Annotated in this window: 19 protein-coding genes and 1 riboswitch; all 19 genes read left to right on the top strand. The window is 40.7% G+C overall.

The genetic code is table 11. The annotated features are described in order from the left end of the window. Positions 1–137: 137 nt before the first annotated feature. Positions 138–3,737 carry a DNA-directed RNA polymerase subunit beta' gene (gene rpoC, locus J2S10_RS24820; protein ID WP_307413461.1) on the top strand — a complete coding sequence of 1,200 codons (3,600 nt, stop codon included), beginning with the start codon at positions 138–140 and terminating at the stop codon, positions 3,735–3,737. Positions 3,738–3,984: 247 nt separating this feature from the next. Then, on the top strand, positions 3,985–4,233 hold the full coding sequence (locus tag J2S10_RS24815) for a 50S ribosomal protein L7ae-like protein (protein WP_307413459.1): 249 nt from the start codon (positions 3,985–3,987) through the stop codon (positions 4,231–4,233). 103 nt (positions 4,234–4,336) lie between these two features. Beyond that, positions 4,337–4,759 carry a 30S ribosomal protein S12 gene (gene rpsL / locus J2S10_RS24810; RefSeq protein ID WP_088084980.1) on the top strand — a complete coding sequence of 141 codons (423 nt, stop codon included), beginning with the start codon at positions 4,337–4,339 and terminating at the stop codon, positions 4,757–4,759. Between the two features lie 39 nt (positions 4,760–4,798). Next, positions 4,799–5,269: a 30S ribosomal protein S7 gene (gene rpsG, locus J2S10_RS24805; protein ID WP_307413457.1), complete on the top strand. Its 471-nt coding sequence runs from the start codon at positions 4,799–4,801 to the stop codon at positions 5,267–5,269. Positions 5,270–5,317: 48 nt separating this feature from the next. Next, the gene (fusA, locus tag J2S10_RS24800; RefSeq protein ID WP_307413455.1) at positions 5,318–7,399 is read left to right on the top strand and encodes an elongation factor G; all 2,082 of its coding nucleotides are present in this window, start codon (positions 5,318–5,320) and stop codon (positions 7,397–7,399) included. 127 nt (positions 7,400–7,526) lie between these two features. Further along, positions 7,527–8,714, top strand: a complete 1,188-nt coding sequence (tuf, locus tag J2S10_RS24795) for an elongation factor Tu (RefSeq protein ID WP_307413453.1) — start codon at positions 7,527–7,529, stop codon at positions 8,712–8,714. Between the two features lie 281 nt (positions 8,715–8,995). Then, positions 8,996–9,100, top strand: a riboswitch (SAM riboswitch). Positions 9,101–9,182: 82 nt separating this feature from the next. Further along, complete coding sequence (locus J2S10_RS24790; protein ID WP_370876282.1) at positions 9,183–9,311, top strand: YezD family protein; 129 nt, start codon at positions 9,183–9,185, stop codon at positions 9,309–9,311. A 103-nt stretch (positions 9,312–9,414) separates the two neighbouring features. Further along, complete coding sequence (locus J2S10_RS24785; protein WP_307413517.1) at positions 9,415–10,122, top strand: phosphoadenylyl-sulfate reductase; 708 nt, start codon at positions 9,415–9,417, stop codon at positions 10,120–10,122. A 12-nt stretch (positions 10,123–10,134) separates the two neighbouring features. Continuing rightward, a complete protein-coding gene (locus J2S10_RS24780) occupies positions 10,135–11,211 on the top strand; it encodes an inorganic phosphate transporter (protein ID WP_307413449.1) in 1,077 nt (358 codons plus the stop codon). A 72-nt stretch (positions 11,212–11,283) separates the two neighbouring features. Then, a complete protein-coding gene (gene sat / locus J2S10_RS24775) occupies positions 11,284–12,432 on the top strand; it encodes a sulfate adenylyltransferase (RefSeq protein WP_307413448.1) in 1,149 nt (382 codons plus the stop codon). A 17-nt stretch (positions 12,433–12,449) separates the two neighbouring features. Further along, on the top strand, positions 12,450–13,055 hold the full coding sequence (gene cysC / locus J2S10_RS24770) for an adenylyl-sulfate kinase (RefSeq protein ID WP_307413446.1): 606 nt from the start codon (positions 12,450–12,452) through the stop codon (positions 13,053–13,055). 56 nt (positions 13,056–13,111) lie between these two features. After that, on the top strand, positions 13,112–13,891 hold the full coding sequence (gene cobA, locus J2S10_RS24765) for a uroporphyrinogen-III C-methyltransferase (RefSeq protein ID WP_307413444.1): 780 nt from the start codon (positions 13,112–13,114) through the stop codon (positions 13,889–13,891). After that, positions 13,892–14,620: a sirohydrochlorin chelatase gene (locus J2S10_RS24760; RefSeq protein ID WP_307413442.1), complete on the top strand. Its 729-nt coding sequence runs from the start codon at positions 13,892–13,894 to the stop codon at positions 14,618–14,620. It begins immediately after the preceding gene. Between the two features lie 468 nt (positions 14,621–15,088). Next, entirely contained in the window at positions 15,089–15,397 is a 309-nt protein-coding gene (gene rpsJ, locus J2S10_RS24755) for a 30S ribosomal protein S10 (protein WP_007085291.1), read from the top strand. Between the two features lie 38 nt (positions 15,398–15,435). After that, entirely contained in the window at positions 15,436–16,062 is a 627-nt protein-coding gene (gene rplC, locus J2S10_RS24750; RefSeq protein ID WP_307413440.1) for a 50S ribosomal protein L3, read from the top strand. Between the two features lie 29 nt (positions 16,063–16,091). Further along, positions 16,092–16,715 carry a 50S ribosomal protein L4 gene (gene rplD / locus J2S10_RS24745; RefSeq protein ID WP_307413438.1) on the top strand — a complete coding sequence of 208 codons (624 nt, stop codon included), beginning with the start codon at positions 16,092–16,094 and terminating at the stop codon, positions 16,713–16,715. Next, positions 16,715–16,999 carry a 50S ribosomal protein L23 gene (gene rplW / locus J2S10_RS24740; protein WP_307413436.1) on the top strand — a complete coding sequence of 95 codons (285 nt, stop codon included), beginning with the start codon at positions 16,715–16,717 and terminating at the stop codon, positions 16,997–16,999. The genes rplD and rplW overlap by 1 nt, the downstream gene beginning before the upstream one ends. 29 nt (positions 17,000–17,028) lie before the next feature. Next, the gene (rplB, locus tag J2S10_RS24735) at positions 17,029–17,859 is read left to right on the top strand and encodes a 50S ribosomal protein L2 (RefSeq protein ID WP_307413434.1); all 831 of its coding nucleotides are present in this window, start codon (positions 17,029–17,031) and stop codon (positions 17,857–17,859) included. 60 nt (positions 17,860–17,919) lie between these two features. Then, complete coding sequence (gene rpsS, locus J2S10_RS24730) at positions 17,920–18,198, top strand: 30S ribosomal protein S19 (protein ID WP_095250620.1); 279 nt, start codon at positions 17,920–17,922, stop codon at positions 18,196–18,198. The last annotated feature ends 5 nt before the right edge of the window (positions 18,199–18,203 follow it).

The following is an 18,203-nucleotide window of genomic DNA, read 5'->3' as shown; positions in this document are numbered from 1 at the left end:
AGCTGCAGCGCACACCCAAAAGGGAAGCTTATCGTGTATATGCTTCGATAGGAACAAGCTTTGCTTGTTCCGAGTGCGCTTTTAGCTTTTGTTCGCAATAAGGGTAAAACCTGGAGATCAAAAGGGAGGTAGGCCCCTTGCTGGATGTTAATAATTTTGAGTATATGAAGATTGGTCTTGCTTCACCGGATAAAATCCGTTCATGGTCATTCGGAGAAGTGAAAAAACCGGAAACCATTAACTATCGTACTTTAAAGCCTGAAAAGGATGGCTTATTCTGTGAAAGGATTTTCGGTCCAACAAAGGACTGGGAATGTCATTGCGGAAAGTACAAACGTGTTCGTTATAAAGGCGTTGTTTGTGACCGATGCGGTGTTGAAGTAACACGGGCAAAAGTCCGCCGTGAGCGAATGGGTCATATTGAGCTTGCTGCACCTGTATCTCATATATGGTATTTCAAAGGAATTCCTAGCCGAATGGGACTTGTTTTAGATATGTCCCCACGGGCATTAGAAGAAGTGATTTATTTTGCTTCTTATGTAGTAACGGAATCCGGAGATACCGCCCTTGATAAGAAGCAACTCTTATCTGAAAAAGAATATCGTGCATACCGTGATAAGTACGGAAATAAATTCCAAGCTGCCATGGGTGCAGAAGCTATCAAAAAATTACTCTCAGATATCGATCTAAACAAAGAAGTAGAAAGTTTAAAGGAAGAATTAAAAACAGCACAAGGCCAACGACGCACCCGTGCGATTAAACGCCTTGAAGTATTAGAAGCATTCCGCGGTTCCGGTAATGAACCTTCATGGATGATTCTGGATGTGCTTCCTGTTATTCCTCCTGAACTTCGTCCAATGGTCCAATTGGATGGGGGAAGATTTGCTACATCTGACTTAAATGATCTTTACCGCCGTGTTATTAACCGTAATAACCGTCTAAAGCGTTTATTAGACCTTGGAGCACCGAGCATTATCGTTCAGAACGAAAAACGGATGCTGCAAGAAGCGGTTGATGCCTTGATTGATAACGGCAGACGCGGCCGTCCTGTAACAGGACCGGGTAACCGTCCGTTAAAATCACTATCCCATATGTTAAAAGGGAAGCAAGGTCGTTTCCGTCAAAACCTTCTCGGTAAGCGTGTTGACTATTCCGGCCGTTCGGTAATTGTAGTAGGTCCAAACTTAAAAATGTATCAATGCGGCCTTCCGAAAGAAATGGCTTTAGAACTATTTAAGCCATTTGTTATGAAGGAGCTTGTTGAAAAAGGTTTAGCACATAACATCAAGTCCGCGAAGCGGAAAATTGAAAGAGTGTCTCCTGATGTTTGGGATGTACTTGAAGATGTAATCAGAGAGCATCCGGTTCTATTAAACCGTGCCCCTACATTGCATAGATTAGGAATTCAGGCATTTGAACCTACGCTTGTTGAAGGCCGGGCAATTCGCCTTCACCCTCTCGTATGTACTGCGTATAACGCGGACTTCGACGGTGACCAAATGGCTGTTCACGTTCCGCTTTCGTCAGAAGCGCAAGCAGAAGCGCGTCTGTTGATGCTTGCTGCACAAAACATCTTGAACCCTAAAGATGGAAAACCGGTTGTTACACCTTCACAGGATATGGTATTAGGTAACTATTACTTAACCTTAGAGCGGGAAGGCACAGTCGGTGAAGGGATGATTTTTAAAGACACGAGTGAAGCGATTCTTGCCTATCAAAACGGTTATGTTCACTTGCATACACGTGTTGCAGTCCCTGCCGGTTCATTAGGAAATGAAACCTTTACGGAAGAACAAAACAGTAAGCTATTAATAACAACTGTTGGGAAACTTATTTTTAATGAGATTCTACCGAAATCATTCCCTTATATCAATGAACCAACAAGGAATAATCTGGAAGTCCAAACACCTGAAAAGTATTTCGTTGAAAAAGGTGAAGACGTTCTAGCAAAAATTAAAGCAATGCCGTTAATTGATCCGTTCAAAAAGAAAATCCTTGGAAATATTATCGCTGAAGTATTCAAGCGTTTCAAAATTACTGAAACGTCCAAAATGCTTGACCGTATGAAAGACCTAGGGTTCAAACATTCAACAAAGGCCGGTATTACGGTCGGTGTTGCTGATATTGTTGTACTTAAGGAAAAGCAGGAAATTCTTCATGAGGCACAAGCAAAAGTAGATAACGTGATGAAGCAATTCAGACGTGGATTAATTACCGAAGAAGAGCGTTATGATCGCGTTATTGCGATTTGGAGCCAAGCGAAGGATACCATTCAAGGTAAACTGATGAAATCCTTGAATAAAACGAACCCAATTTTCATGATGAGTGATTCCGGTGCCCGTGGTAACGCATCAAACTTTACGCAGCTAGCAGGTATGCGCGGTCTAATGGCCAACCCGGCTGGACGTATCATTGAATTACCGATTAAATCCAGTTTCCGTGAAGGTCTAACGGTATTAGAGTACTTTATTTCTACACATGGTGCTCGTAAAGGACTTGCTGATACAGCTCTTAAAACAGCTGACTCTGGTTATTTGACACGTCGTCTTGTTGACGTAGCACAAGATGTCATTGTCCGTGAAGATGATTGCGGAACGGATCGTGGTTTATTAATTCGTTCATTAAAAGACGGTACTGAAGTAATTGAAGGACTAGATGAACGTTTAATTGGACGTTATGCACGTAATGCCATTAAGCATCCTGAAACGAAGGAAGTCCTTGTACCTGAGAATGGACTTATTACAGAAGATCTAGCTGAAATCATTGTTGGCGCAGGTATTGAAGAAGTGAAAATTCGGTCTGCCTTTACCTGTAATACTCGCCACGGCGTATGTAAGAAATGCTATGGTCGTAACTTAGCCACTGGCCAAGAGGTTGAAGTCGGCGAAGCTGTTGGTATTATTGCTGCACAATCGATTGGTGAGCCAGGAACACAGTTAACGATGCGTACTTTCCATACAGGTGGGGTAGCAGGAGACGATATTACCCAAGGTTTACCACGTATCCAAGAGATTTTTGAAGCGCGTAACCCTAAAGGGCAAGCTGTAATTTCTGAAATCGATGGTGTGGTTGTCGGGATTAACGAAGGCCGTGACCGTCAGCATGAAATCGTTGTGCAAGGCGATGTTGAATCACGTACCTACAATGCTCCTTATACAGCACGCTTGAAGGTTGCAATAAATGATCAGGTGGCACGCGGTCAAGAACTGACAGAGGGTTCTATTGACCCTAAAGAATTAATTAAAGTAAAAGACGTAAATGCCGTCCAAGAATACCTATTGCGTGAAGTACAAAAAGTTTACCGCATGCAAGGGGTTGAAATTGGCGATAAGCACGTTGAGGTAATGGTGCGCCAAATGCTTCGTAAAGTCCGTGTTATTGATGCCGGTGAAACAGATGTCCTTCCAGGGACACTCTTAGACATTCATCAGTTCACTGATGCGAATGAAAAGGCGTTATTAAGCGGAAAATTACCTGCAACCGGACGTCCGGTATTACTTGGTATTACCAAAGCATCACTTGAAACAGACTCTTTCTTGTCTGCAGCTTCTTTCCAAGAAACAACAAGAGTTCTTACAGATGCAGCTATTAAAGGTAAACGTGATGAATTGCTTGGATTGAAAGAAAATGTTATCATCGGTAAGCTTGTACCTGCGGGAACAGGAATGCAGCGTTATCGCAAAGCAGATCCTGTCCTAAGAGATACAACTTCTGAAGAAACAGTAGCAATTGATTAATAAAACATGAGTAATGTCTAGCTCCAGCGCCTAGGGGCTCACAGGTCTACAGTAAATCCGTCGGGAAGGTTAAAAAGCAACCTTCCCGTCGGCTCGTCTTATGCATGTCGCCCCTGGTTAAGGCGCTTCCGCTTTTCTATGTACCGCGTTTTAAAGAAAGTCTATAAGTCTTGTTGACATCCTTTTATGAAGATGTTACTATATTAAAGGTGCTTCTATTCACCTGATACTTTGGAGGATATGATAAATGTCTTATGAAAAAGTATTACAGGCCAAAAGAATTGTCATTGGAACAAAACAAACAGTAAAAGCCCTTAAAGAAGGTAGTGTTCAAGAGTTAATCATTGCAAGCGATGCTGAACCGAAAGTGACAGCAAAAGTAGTAAGTGTAGCTCTTGAATTAAGCGTTCCTGTCTTATATGTGGAATCGATGAAAAAACTCGGCAAAGCATGTGGGATTGAGGTAGGTGCTTCAACTGTTGCAATTATCCGTTAAAAACTGTTTTTGTAGATAGATTAGTCTGCAAAAACTTTGTTTTTGCAAAAAAATGAACCACCTGGATGTGTGGGTTTACAAATAATGAAGGGAGGAAAAAAACATGCCTACAATTAATCAATTAGTGCGCAAGCCTCGTCAATCTAAAGAGGAAAAGTCAAAATCACCTGCGCTAAATAAAGGCTATAACAGCTTTAAAAAATCACAAACTAATGTATCTTCACCACAAAAACGCGGAGTATGTACTCGTGTTGGTACAATGACTCCAAAGAAACCGAACTCAGCGTTACGTAAATATGCACGTGTACGTTTGACAAATGGTATTGAGGTGACAGCATACATTCCTGGTATTGGCCACAACCTTCAAGAACACAGCGTTGTTCTTATCCGTGGAGGACGTGTAAAAGACTTACCGGGGGTACGTTATCATATCGTACGTGGAGCACTTGATACTGCTGGTGTAAACAACCGTATGCAAGGTCGCTCAAAATATGGTACTAAGAGACCAAAAGCACCGAAAAAATAATCATATTAAATAGAAGCTTCTTTGAAAGGAGGAAAAAATATGCCACGTAAAGGTCCTGTAGCAAAAAGAGACGTGTTACCAGATCCGCTTTACAATTCTAAACTTGTTACTCGTCTAATCAACAAAATGATGGTTGACGGTAAAAGAGGTAAATCGCAAGAAATTCTTTACTCTGCATTTAATACAATTCGCGAACGTTCTGGAAAAGAGCCAATGGAAGTTTTCGATGCAGCGATGAAAAATATTATGCCAGTACTTGAAGTTAAAGCACGCCGTGTAGGTGGTGCGAACTACCAAGTACCAGTTGAGGTGCGTCCTGACCGCCGTACAACTCTTGGTCTTCGCTGGTTAGTGAACTACTCGCGTCTTCGCGGTGAAAAAACGATGGAAGAGCGTTTAGCTAACGAAATCATGGATGCAGCTAACAACACTGGTGCATCTGTTAAGAAACGTGAAGATACACACAAAATGGCAGAAGCAAACAAAGCGTTTGCTCACTATCGTTGGTAATTTAACCTTCAATATAAAAACTTTCATACTAGGAAGGAGAAAGACCCAATGGCAAGAGAGTTCTCCTTAGACAACACTCGTAATATCGGGATCATGGCACACATCGATGCCGGTAAAACGACAACCACTGAGCGTGTTCTTTACTACACCGGTAAAATTCATAAAATCGGTGAAACACATGAAGGCGCTTCTCAGATGGACTGGATGGAGCAGGAACAAGAACGCGGAATCACAATCACTTCCGCAGCAACAACTGCATCATGGAAAGGTCACCGCGTAAACATCATTGACACACCGGGACACGTAGACTTCACAGTTGAAGTTGAACGTTCTCTTCGTGTACTTGATGGTGCGGTAGCTGTACTTGATGCACAATCAGGCGTTGAGCCGCAAACTGAAACAGTTTGGCGTCAAGCAACAACTTACGGCGTTCCGCGTGTTGTATTCGTAAACAAGATGGACAAAATTGGAGCTGATTTCTTATACTCTGTAAAAACACTCCATGACCGTCTACAAGCGAATGCTCATGCAATTCAGTTACCAATCGGTGCTGAAGACCAGTTTGAAGCAATCATTGACCTTGTGGAAATGAATGCTGTATTTTACGGAAATGACTTAGGAACTGATATTCAAGTTCGTGAGATTCCGGAAGAATACAAAGCACAAGCTGAAGAATACCGTGAAAAATTAGTTGAAGCTGTAGCAGAACTTGATGAAGAGTTAATGGAAAAGTACCTTGGTGGTGAAGAAATCACTAAAGAAGAACTAAAAGCAGGGATTCGAAAAGGTACCGTTAATGTTGAATTCTACCCGGTAATCTGTGGATCAGCATTCAAAAACAAAGGTGTTCAGTTAATGCTAGACGCTGTTATCGATTATCTTCCATCTCCATTAGATGTACCGGCTATCAAAGGTCATGCACCGGATGCAGAAGATGAAGTGATCGAACGTCATTCAAGTGATGAAGAACCATTCTCAGCACTTGCGTTCAAAGTTATGACTGACCCTTATGTTGGGAAATTAACGTTCTTCCGTGTTTACTCAGGTATGCTAGAGTCCGGATCATATGTTCAAAACTCTACTAAAGGAAAACGTGAGCGTGTAGGACGTATCCTGCAAATGCATGCGAATAGCCGTCAAGAAATCTCAAAGGTTTATGCAGGTGACATCGCAGCAGCAGTAGGTCTGAAAGATACTACTACAGGTGATACTCTATGTGATGATAAGAACCTTGTTATCCTAGAGTCTATGCAATTCCCTGAACCGGTAATTCAGCTTTCAGTAGAACCAAAATCAAAAGCAGACCAAGACAAGATGACAACGGCACTGCAGAAGCTTCAAGAAGAAGATCCAACATTCCGCGCACATACTGACCAGGAAACTGGACAGGTTATCATTGCCGGTATGGGTGAACTTCACCTTGATATCTTAGTTGACCGTATGCGTCGTGAATTTAAGGTTGAGGCGAACGTAGGTGCACCACAGGTTGCCTATCGTGAAACTTTCCGTGCTTCTGCACAAGTTGAAGGTAAATTCGCTCGACAATCCGGTGGTCGTGGACAATACGGTCACGTTTGGATTGAATTCTCACCTAACGAAGAAGGTAAAGGCTTCGAATTCGTAAACGGTATTGTCGGCGGTGTTGTTCCTCGTGAATACATCCCTGCTGTTCAAGCCGGTCTTGAAGATGCTCTAGATCGCGGTGTTCTTGCTGGATATCCGTTAGTTGATATAAAAGCAAGATTGTTTGATGGATCATACCATGATGTTGACTCCTCGGAAATGGCGTTTAAAATTGCTGCATCTATGGCACTTAAGAATGCTGCATCCAAGTGTAGCCCTGTCATCTTAGAACCTATGATGAGGGTTGAAGTGACGATTCCTGAAGAATATTTAGGAGATATCATGGGACAAATCACTGCTCGACGAGGCCGTGTTGAAGGTATGGAAGCACGCGGTAACGCCCAAGTAGTTCGTTCAATGGTTCCACTTTCAGAAATGTTTGGTTATGCAACAGCACTTCGTTCAAGTACACAAGGTCGTGGTGTATTCTCCATGCACTTTGATCACTACGAAGAAGTGCCAAAATCAGTTTCTGAAGAAATCATCAAAAAAAATAAAGGTGAATAATTGATTTTCACCTTACTATAAAGTATAACTACTAGTGTAAGCATGGAAGCTGAGAATTTGGACAACCACTTCACAGCTTCCATAAAAAAATATACTTAACTTTTATAATTTAAAGGAGGACTTCCTAATGGGTAAAGCTAAATTCGACCGTTCAAAGCCACACGTTAACATCGGAACAATTGGTCACGTTGACCATGGTAAAACTACTTTAACAGCTGCTATCACTTCTGTTCTTGCTAAAACTGGTAAAGCAGAAGCTCGTGCATATGATCAAATCGATGGTGCTCCAGAAGAAAGAGAACGTGGTATCACAATCTCTACTGCACACGTTGAGTATGAAACTGACAACCGTCACTATGCACACGTTGACTGCCCAGGACACGCTGACTATGTTAAAAACATGATCACTGGTGCTGCTCAAATGGACGGCGGTATCCTTGTTGTATCTGCAACTGATGGCCCAATGCCACAAACTCGTGAGCACATCCTTCTTTCTCGTCAAGTAGGTGTTCCATACCTTGTTGTATTCATGAACAAGTGTGACATGGTTGACGACGAAGAACTTCTTGAATTAGTAGAAATGGAAATTCGTGATCTATTAACAGAATACGACTTCCCTGGCGATGACACTCCAGTTATCAAAGGTTCTGCTCTTAAAGCATTAGAAGGCGATGCTGCTTGGGAAGAAAAAATTTATGAACTTATGACTGCTGTTGATGAGTTTATCCCAACTCCAACTCGTGACACTGATAAGCCATTCATGATGCCTGTTGAGGATGTTTTCTCTATCACTGGCCGTGGAACAGTTGCTACTGGACGTGTTGAGCGTGGTGTAGTTAAAGTTGGTGACGTAGTTGAAATCGTAGGTTTCACTGAAGAACCAAAATCTACAACTGTAACAGGTGTAGAAATGTTCCGTAAGCTTCTTGATTTTGCAGAAGCAGGAGACAATATCGGTGCCCTTCTTCGTGGTGTAGCACGTGAAGATATCGAACGTGGTCAAGTATTGGCTAAACCAAAGTCAATCACTCCACACACTAAGTTTAAAGCACAAGTTTACGTTTTATCAAAAGAAGAAGGCGGACGTCATACTCCATTCTTCTCAAACTATCGTCCACAATTCTATTTCCGTACTTCTGATATCACTGGTATTTGTATGCTTCCAGAAGGTACTGAAATGGTTATGCCTGGCGACCACATCGAAATGACAGTTGAACTAATCGCTCCGGTTGCGATCGAAGAAGGAACTAAGTTCTCAATTCGTGAAGGCGGACGTACTGTAGGTTCAGGTTCAATCACAACAATTCAAGAATAATCATTCAATATCAAAAGCAGGTGGGTGACGATCCACTTGCTTTTTTATTTTTAGCTAAAATGTATTATTTTATTAAACATTAAGAAATGTCTAGCTCTAGCGCAAGTACAAGGCGCTAGGGCTTTTCGTATTAGGACTTTTATAACAATTTATCAAAATGCCTGAAAATTTTAAAATAACTGATTGACTTTTATACAAAATGCTGTTAAATTAAATTAAACCGATATATTAACTAGGAATTAAATTTTAGAAAAATTTGAACTTTATGTTTTAAAAGTGAATACTTATCCAGAGCGACGGAGGGAATTGGCCCTTTGATGTCCGGCAACCTACAAATAGCAAGGTGCTAAATCCAACAAAATGTGAACCATTTTGAAAGATAAGGTAAAAATATTACCTAAACAGTCTTTCCGAAATGGGAAGATTTTTTTATTTTACAAGGGAGGGACTTGTTTGGGAAAAGAAGACGTGCTGGAACATGTTTTTATACAGCTAAAAGAGCTAATGAAAGATTTGAAGTTTGGCTCGATAACGCTTGTCGTTCAAGACGGTAAGGTCATTCAAATTGAAAAAAATGAAAAAGTAAGGCTGAAATAAAAAGTGCTGACTAGATAAACTAGAGGCAGTTTTCACCGCAAGGAGTGAAACTGTCTTTTTTTTATGGCCTTGCTAAAGGAATGGGGGATATAGCTTGACTGAATTGTTGACATATAATACGTTTGATTCTTTTTCACCGCCTTTGTTTACAACGGATGATGAAACAAAAGGAGCTCTCGAAGTATTAAGGTGGGCGTACCGGCATTACTCAGAGGAGGAGCTAACATATGCCTGTAGTTTCGGAATTGAAGGAATTGTCTTAATTGATTTGATCGCAAAAGTAAACAACAAAGCTAAAGTAGTTTTTCTGGATACAGGGGTCCATTTTGAAGAGACCTATGAGCTAATAGAACAAGTAAAACAAAAATATCCTCACTTAAGAATTGAAATGAAAAAACCTGATCTTACACTTAAACAACAGGCATTGGAATATGGGGATGAATTATGGAAGCGTGAGCCTAATAAGTGCTGTGAAATGAGAAAGGTCATTCCGCTAAATGAAGTCCTGTCCGGCGGGACTGCATGGCTTTCAGGATTAAGAAGAGAACAGTCTGAAACGAGAAAAAACACAGAATTTATTAATGTAGATAGTAAATTTAAATCAGTAAAAATTTGTCCGCTTATCCACTGGACCTGGAAGGATATTTGGAGATATGCACACAAAAACCAGTTGCCGTACAATATCCTTCATGATAAAGGCTATCCAAGCATTGGCTGTAAAACTTGTACCGCACCTGCTTGGAATGAAGAAGATCTTCGTTCAGGAAGATGGTCCGGTAAAGGTAAAACAGAATGCGGACTACATGAATAAGAGGGGATGTCAATGCTAACTTATGCTGCTTGTGCAGTTGCCTTGTTTTTTGCTATGAATATTGGAGCTAGCGGTGCCGCAGCTGCTATAAGTATCCCTTACGGCTCAGGTGCACTTCCGAATCGAAAAATAGCCTTACTTATATGCGGCATCGGTATATTTGCCGGTGCTGTCATCGGAGGCGGTGAAGTAGTCAAAACAATCGGGAGCAGCCTTATTCCCCATACGTTTTTAACCGTGAAGGTTGTTTTGATTATCCTTTCATCTGCCGCTTTATCCTTATTTGTCGCTAATATTTTAAGTATCCCACTCTCCACAAGCGAGATTACAGTTGGCTCTGTGGTGGGGGTAGGAATTGCCTACCATGCTTTATTTATCAATAACATTTTGGTGATCGTCGCTTTTTGGTTTATCATCCCAATCATTGGTTTTACACTGGGGTTCGTTTTTGGAAAGTTGATTCAGAAAATACAAAAGAAATACCCTAAGTTAGAAACAGGGAAATCAAAAGGCATTCTCTCACTATTTCTAATTATTGTTGGCTTTTTCGAGGCTTTTTCAGCCGGTATGAACAATGTTGCCAATGCAGCAGGGCCAATTGTCGGTGCAGGCATATTAACAGTTAAATCAGGCATTATCATTGGTGGGCTGGTTATTGCTTTGGGAGCCATTCTTCTTGGGAAAGGTGTTTTACAAACTAATGCTAAAAAAATAACTAGCTTTTCCCTATTAGAAGGTGGAGCGATTTCCGGGACGGGAGCAACTCTTGTCATTTTAGCCTCTATTTATGGATTACCGGTGCCACTTACACAAGTAACAAGTACTGCGATTATGGGAATTGGTACTGCACAAAGAGGACTGGAAATCTTTAAAACTACCGTAATTAGTAAAATTGTGAAAGTATGGCTGGTATCTCCGGTCCTTTCACTTGTGATCTCATATGGTTTTGTAAAATTATTTGTTGACAGTGACATTTACACAGTAGTCGTTTTATTCGGTGTTTGCGCAGCAACATTAGGAATTATAAGCCTTATTAAGACAATACGGGAAGATAGCAGGTCGTATTACGAAGGCGGAGGGGGTATTTAGGTATAAGATATTTATCTTACACCTAACCCGCCTACAGTATCTTAAACTTTTTAAATAATGGAGGAAAAAATCATGGCATTAATTAAACCGCATGGAGGATCACTAATAAATCTTTGGGAGCCTTCTTATAATTATGAATCTGTAGAAAAAGAACTTCAATTAGATGTAATGGCACTAAGTGACTTGGAATTAATCGGGACGGGGGCTTACAGCCCTAATAAAGGTTTTATGAATAAAAAGGATTATGAGTCTGTCGTAAAATCAATGCGCCTTGCAGATGGTACTGTTTGGAGTATCCCTATTACACTTCCTGTCTCTGAGGAAGAAGCACAACATCTTTCCGTTGGTGATGAAGTAAGGCTTTTGCACAATCATGAAACCTATGGTGTTATTACCGTTTCTGATATTTTTCAGCCTGATAAATTTGTAGAAGCAGAAAATGTATATCGAACAACTGAAACAGCACATCCGGGAGTAAAAAAATTACTTGATCGAGGAAATGTATACGTTGGCGGTGAAATCAAACTTATTAAGCGAATCAAACGAGACCAATTCGCAGATTTTTATTTTGATCCTGCCGAAACAAGACAAGAATTTGAAGCAAAGGGATGGAAAAAGGTTGTCGGCTTCCAAACAAGAAATCCGGTTCACCGTGCACATGAATATATTCAAAAAACGGCCCTTGAGACTGTGGATGGTTTATTTTTAAACCCGCTTGTCGGTGAAACTAAATCAGATGATATTCCTGCAGATGTTCGAATGGAAAGCTATCAAGTATTGTTAAAGAACTATTATCCGCAAGAGCGTGTATTCCTTGCTGTTTTCCCTGCCGCGATGCGCTATGCAGGTCCTAGAGAAGCTGTTTTCCATGCAATGGTTAGGAAGAATTATGGCTGCACGCATTTTATTGTCGGCCGCGACCATGCCGGGGTAGGTAATTATTACGGAACGTATGATGCCCAATTAATTTTCAGCAATTTTACCCAAGAAGAACTTGGAATTAACCTATTATTCTTTGAACACAGCTTTTATTGCAAAAAATGCGAAAGCATGGCTTCAACCAAAACATGTTCACACAGCAAAGAAGATCATGTTATTTTATCCGGCACAAAGGTTAGAGAATTGCTCCGCAACGGCGAACTGCCGCCAAGTACATTTAGCCGAAAAGAAGTAGTGGAAGTTCTGATCGAAGGATTGCGCAAAACTGCAGTTAAAGCATAAAGGAAGCGGAGTGGATTATGTTGCAAAAAAGTTCAAATATTGTTTGGCATGAACAATCGCTGACAAAGGAATTAAGAAGAAAACAAAATGGACATAACAGTTTTGTCCTATGGTTCACAGGCCTTTCCGGTTCGGGAAAATCAACGGTTGCCAATGCTGTTGCCAAACGTTTGTTTGATGAAGGAATAAAAAACTATGTGTTGGATGGGGATAATGTCCGGCATGGCTTGAACAAGGATCTCGGTTTTTCAGAGGAAGATCGTAAAGAGAATATCCGCAGAATCGGCGAAGTTTCAAAATTGTTTGTGGACGGCGGACAGGTCGTTTTAACGGCATTTATCTCTCCTTTCGCAGCCGATAGGGAACTAGTTCGTTCCCTTCTTGAAGATGATGAGTTTGTAGAAGTTTATATCAAATGTCCGATTGAAGAATGTGAAAAAAGAGACCCTAAAGGGCTTTACGTAAAAGCAAGACAAGGAATAATTCGTGACTTCACGGGAATCGATTCTCCATACGAGGAACCGGTAAATCCTGAATTGACAATCGAAACGAATGCCTATTCAATAGAAGATAGCGTTGAAAAGATTATTGAGTATTTAAAGAAAAGAAACTTCATTTCATAGAAAAGATTTAGATGATTATGCAGGAATGTTTTTATTAAAAGCGGGGTGAATGGAATTTGGGAAAAGTATATCTAGTCGGCGCAGGACCGGGCGACCCGGACTTAATAACGGTAAAAGGACTAAAATGTATTAAAGAAGCAGATGTCGTTTTATATGATCGATTAATAAACGAAGAATTGTTAAGCTTTGCAAAGCCAAGTGCCGAATTGATTTACTGCGGAAAACAACCAAATTCTCATGCACTTCAGCAAGAAACTATTAATCAATTACTAGTTATGCACGCAAAGCAGGGGAAAGTCTTGACCCGTTTAAAAGGCGGCGACCCATTCGTCTTTGGCCGTGGCGGGGAAGAGGCGGAAACCCTTGCAAACAACAGTATTGAATTTGAAATCGTGCCCGGTATTACATCAGGTATTGCTGCTCCGGCATATGCCGGTATCCCGGTGACACATAGAGACTATGGTTCTTCATTTGCGATTGTTACCGGTCACCGTAAAAATGGAGAGGCCGATAATATAAAATGGGCGGCATTGGCCAAGGGGATTGATACTGTTGCTGTCTACATGGGGGTAAAAAATCTTCCTTATGTTCAAGAGCAGTTGCTGCAGCATGGGAAAAGCCCGGATACCCCTGCGGCGTTAATCCAATGGGGAACTAAGACTAATCAAAAAACAGTAATAAGTACACTCCGGGAGGTAAATGTTGCTGCACGGAGAGAAAAAATAGAAAACCCATGCATGATTGTGGTTGGGGATGTTGTAACCATGCATCACAAAATTAACTGGTTTGAAAACAAACAATTAAACGAAAAACTTATAGCAAGCGAGGCTTTTTAAATGGAAGCAATTTTGTATATTTGCCATGGTAGTCGGGTTAAAACGGCAAGGGAGCAGGCCATAACATTTATAACAAAATGCATAGAGCGGAGTCATGCTCCAATCAACGAGTATTGCTTCCTTGAACTTGCCGCGCCGACAATTGAAGAGGCATTCATTAATTGTGTACAAAAAGGAGCAACAAAAATTATCGCGCTGCCGGTATTATTATTAACTGCTGTACATGCAAAAGTGGATATTCCAAATGAACTGGCGAGACTATCTGCACTGTTTCCGGGTATAGAATTAGAATATGGCAGGCCGATTGGTGTCCATAGGAAAATGATTGATACATTAATTGAACGGATAGAAGAAACAGGTGAAGAGCTTGATGGAAACTCAAGAGTCCTTCTGGTTGGAAGGGGCAGCAGTGATCCTGATGTTAAAAATGACCTTAATGCAATTGCGGAAATGCTAAAAAGGAAAACAGGTGTTAAGAGGGTACAGACGTGCTTTCTAACAGCTACCTCACCCGGTTTGGAAGATGGCATGGAACTAATCGGAGAAGATAAAAATTCAAAGGTGTTTGTGATTCCTTATTTACTATTTACCGGTATATTAATGAACCATATAAATAAGGTAATAAAAAATCACCCTCAAAGTCACCAGTTCATACTATGCAATTATTTAGGATATCATCCGAATATTGAAAGTGTAATACAAGAAAGAGTTTTGGAGATAACTGCTTAGTAGGCTTTAAAGATACTTTTCTTCTATATATATATTTGAAAAAGATGGAGCAGCTGAAAATCAGTTAGCTCCTTTTCTATTTAAATAATGGAAAGAGTAATTTATTTGTTTTCAGAAAAAAAGAATCTATAACGATAAATTATCCAATTAATTTCCTAAACCCCCGTTGTAGCGCCAAAAAAACTTATAAACAAATAAACCGGAATAAAAAGAAATTAACAATATACGAATATTCACTTGAAAACAGGCTAAGCCCTAGTTATAATAAGAAAAGTGTTCAAAACATAATAAATTCGTAATAAATGTTGCGTTTGCTTTATGTTTTATGTATAATAGACAATGTTGGTCTTTGACTGCGATGATGTGGAAGGTTGCTGACACACCCGGCCGCTTTGCCATGGCGAGTGTGTGGGAAATTTTCACTGAGAAATGTCTATTTAGAAAATAGGCGATAAAGGAGGGAAAATAATGGCAAAACAAAAAATTCGTATCCGTTTAAAGGCGTATGATCACAGAATTCTTGATCAATCGGCAGAAAAAATCGTTGAAACAGCAAAACGTTCAGGTGCGGCAGTATCCGGTCCGATCCCGCTTCCAACTGAAAAATCCGTTTACACGATTCTTCGTGCGGTTCATAAGTATAAAGATTCTCGTGAACAATTCGAAATGCGGACACATAAGCGTCTAATCGACATCGTTAACCCAACTCCGCAAACAGTTGATGCGTTAATGCGTTTAGATTTACCATCTGGTGTTGATATCGAAATCAAACTTTAATAAAAATAAATGAACAAATTACAGGAGGTGTGACTTAAATGACCAAAGGAATCTTAGGAAGAAAGATTGGAATGACTCAAGTATTTGCGGAAAACGGCAACTTAATCCCTGTTACTGTTGTTGAAGCAACTGCAAACGTAGTACTTCAAAAGAAATCAGTTGAAAGCGACGGTTATGTTGCGGTTCAAGTGGGCTTTGAAGATAAACGTGAAAAGTTAGCTAACAAACCGGAAAAAGGCCACGTTGCAAAAGCTAATACTGCTCCTAAGCGCTTCGTTCGCGAATTCCGCGGAGATGACTTAGCAGGACTTGAAGTTGGTCAGGAAGTCAAAGTTGATATTTTCGCTGCAGGCGATGTAGTAGATGTAACAGGAGTTTCAAAAGGTAAAGGTTTCCAAGGCTCAATCAAACGCCACGGACAATCTCGCGGCCCTATGGCTCACGGTTCTCGTTATCATCGTCGTCCGGGTTCAATGGGACCTGTTGCTCCAAACCGTGTATTCAAAGGTAAAGCATTACCTGGTAGAATGGGCGGCGAACAAGTTACTGTTCAAAACCTTGAAATCGTTAAGGTTGATACAGATCGTAACTTACTTTTAATCAAAGGTAACGTTCCAGGACCTAAAAAAGCATTACTAAAAATTAAAGGTGCGATTAAAGCATAGTCACTTTATAAGAAAGGAGGAACAAAGGAATGCCTAAAGTAGCATTATTAAACCAAAACGGATCACAAGTTGGTGAAATCGAACTTAATGAATCAGTATTTGGTATTGAGCCAAACCAACACGTACTATTTGAAGCGATTGTTATGCAACGTGCTTCATTGCGTCAAGGAACTCATAAAACAAAAATTCGTTCTGAAGTAGCAGGCGGCGGACGTAAACCATGGCGCCAAAAAGGAACCGGCCGTGCTCGTCAAGGGTCAATCCGTTCACCACAATGGCGCGGAGGCGGTACAGTATTTGGACCTGTTCCACGCAGCTATAGCTACAAATTGCCGAAAAAAGTGCGTCGTTTAGCAATCAAATCTGCACTTTCTTCAAAAGTATTAGAAGAAAACATTCTAGTACTGGAAAGCTTAGCTTTCGAAACTCCAAAAACAAAAGACTTCAAATCAGTTTTAACCGGTCTTTCTGTTGAGAAAAAAGCACTAATTGTTACTGCAGATCTTGATGAAAATGTAGCACTTTCTGCTCGTAACATTCCTGGTGTAACAGTTGTAACAGCTGCCGGAATCAACGTATTAGACGTTGTTAATCATGAAAAATTGATTATCACTAAAGCAGCGGTTGAAAAAGTAGAGGAGGTGCTTGCATAATGGATGCACGCGATATCATTAAGCGCCCCGTTATCACTGAACGTTCTACTGACCTAATGGCTGAAAAGAAATATACGTTCGAAGTTGATGTTAGAGCTAACAAAACTCAAGTTAAAGATGCCGTTGAAGAAATCTTTGGCGTTGATGTTGAGAAAGTTAACATCATGAACTATAAAGGTAAATTCAAGCGTATGGGGAAATTCGGTGGTTACACAAACAAACGTCGTAAAGCAATTGTAAAATTAACAACTGACAGCAAAGAAATCGAATTCTTTGAAGCATAAGAACCTAACAAGAAGAGGAGGGAAATAAAATGGCGATTAAAAAGTACAAACCTACCTCTAATGGTCGTCGCGGTATGACTACGTCTGATTTCGCAGAAATCACAACTAGCACACCAGAAAAATCTCTTTTAGCTCCATTAACGAGAAAAGGCGGCCGTAATAACCAAGGTAAGTTAACTGTTCGTCATCAAGGTGGCGGCCATAAGCGTCAATATCGTTTAATCGATTTTAAACGTACAAAAGATGGCATTCCAGGACGCGTTGCCACTATCGAGTACGATCCAAACCGTTCCGCAAATATAGCACTAATCAATTATGTTGATGGAGAAAAGCGTTATATCTTAGCTCCTAAAAACTTGCAAGTTGGCATGGAAGTAATGTCCGGCCCTGAGGCGGATATTAAAGTGGGTAACGCTCTTCCATTAGCAAACATTCCTGTTGGTACAGTAGTACACAACATCGAATTAAAACCTGGTAAAGGTGGACAATTAGTCCGTTCTGCTGGTACTTCAGCACAAGTACTTGGTAAAGAAGGTAAATATGTTCTAGTTCGTTTAACTTCTGGTGAAGTTCGCATGATTCTTTCTGAATGCCGTGCTTCTATCGGTCAAGTTGGTAACGAGCAGCACGAATTAATTAACATTGGTAAAGCAGGTCGTTCACGCTGGTTAGGCAAGCGCCCGACAGTACGTGGATCTGTAATGAACCCTAACGACCATCCACACGGTGGTGGTGAAGGACGTTCACCAATCGGACGTAAATCACCAATGTCTCCATGGGGTAAACCAACTCTTGGATTCAAAACACGTAAGAAAAAGAATAAATCAGATAAATTTATCGTACGTCGTCGTAAAAAATAACGGGGTTGAACTACGGTTCAAGGAACGAACCGTAGACCAATCACGAAGGGAGGTTCCTTCATGGGTCGCAGCTTAAAAAAAGGACCATTTGTTGATGATCATTTAATGGTTAAGATCGAAAAGTTAAATGAAACCGAAAGTAAACAAGTTGTTAAAACTTGGTCTCGCCGTTCTACGATCTTCCCACAATTTATCGGCCACACAATCGCAGTATACGATGGTCGCAAACATGTGCCTGTGTATGTTACTGAAGACATGGTAGGACACAAGCTTGGAGAATTCGCTCCAACTCGTGCTTATAAAGGTCACGGTAACGATGATAAGAAAACAAGACGTTAAGAGAG

Source organism: Neobacillus ginsengisoli, assembly GCF_030813055.1.
Note: the sequence above shows the minus strand (reverse complement) of the source record. Positions and strands in the feature narration are given on the sequence as shown.

Bases quoted from the DNA above. Each gene is read 5' to 3' on its own strand.
- J2S10_RS24815 (WP_307413459.1), top strand. From the start codon at position 3,985: ATGTCTTATGAAAAAGTATTACAGGCCAAAAGAATTGTCATTGGAACA.
- rpsL (WP_088084980.1), top strand. From the start codon at position 4,337: ATGCCTACAATTAATCAATTAGTGCGCAAGCCTCGTCAATCTAAAGAG.
- rpsG (WP_307413457.1), top strand. From the start codon at position 4,799: ATGCCACGTAAAGGTCCTGTAGCAAAAAGAGACGTGTTACCAGATCCG.
- fusA (WP_307413455.1), top strand. From the start codon at position 5,318: ATGGCAAGAGAGTTCTCCTTAGACAACACTCGTAATATCGGGATCATG.
- tuf (WP_307413453.1), top strand. From the start codon at position 7,527: ATGGGTAAAGCTAAATTCGACCGTTCAAAGCCACACGTTAACATCGGA.
- J2S10_RS24780 (WP_307413449.1), top strand. From the start codon at position 10,135: ATGCTAACTTATGCTGCTTGTGCAGTTGCCTTGTTTTTTGCTATGAAT.
- sat (WP_307413448.1), top strand. From the start codon at position 11,284: ATGGCATTAATTAAACCGCATGGAGGATCACTAATAAATCTTTGGGAG.
- cysC (WP_307413446.1), top strand. From the start codon at position 12,450: ATGTTGCAAAAAAGTTCAAATATTGTTTGGCATGAACAATCGCTGACA.
- J2S10_RS24760 (WP_307413442.1), top strand. From the start codon at position 13,892: ATGGAAGCAATTTTGTATATTTGCCATGGTAGTCGGGTTAAAACGGCA.
- rpsJ (WP_007085291.1), top strand. From the start codon at position 15,089: ATGGCAAAACAAAAAATTCGTATCCGTTTAAAGGCGTATGATCACAGA.
- rplC (WP_307413440.1), top strand. From the start codon at position 15,436: ATGACCAAAGGAATCTTAGGAAGAAAGATTGGAATGACTCAAGTATTT.
- rplD (WP_307413438.1), top strand. From the start codon at position 16,092: ATGCCTAAAGTAGCATTATTAAACCAAAACGGATCACAAGTTGGTGAA.
- rplW (WP_307413436.1), top strand. From the start codon at position 16,715: ATGGATGCACGCGATATCATTAAGCGCCCCGTTATCACTGAACGTTCT.
- rplB (WP_307413434.1), top strand. From the start codon at position 17,029: ATGGCGATTAAAAAGTACAAACCTACCTCTAATGGTCGTCGCGGTATG.
- rpsS (WP_095250620.1), top strand. From the start codon at position 17,920: ATGGGTCGCAGCTTAAAAAAAGGACCATTTGTTGATGATCATTTAATG.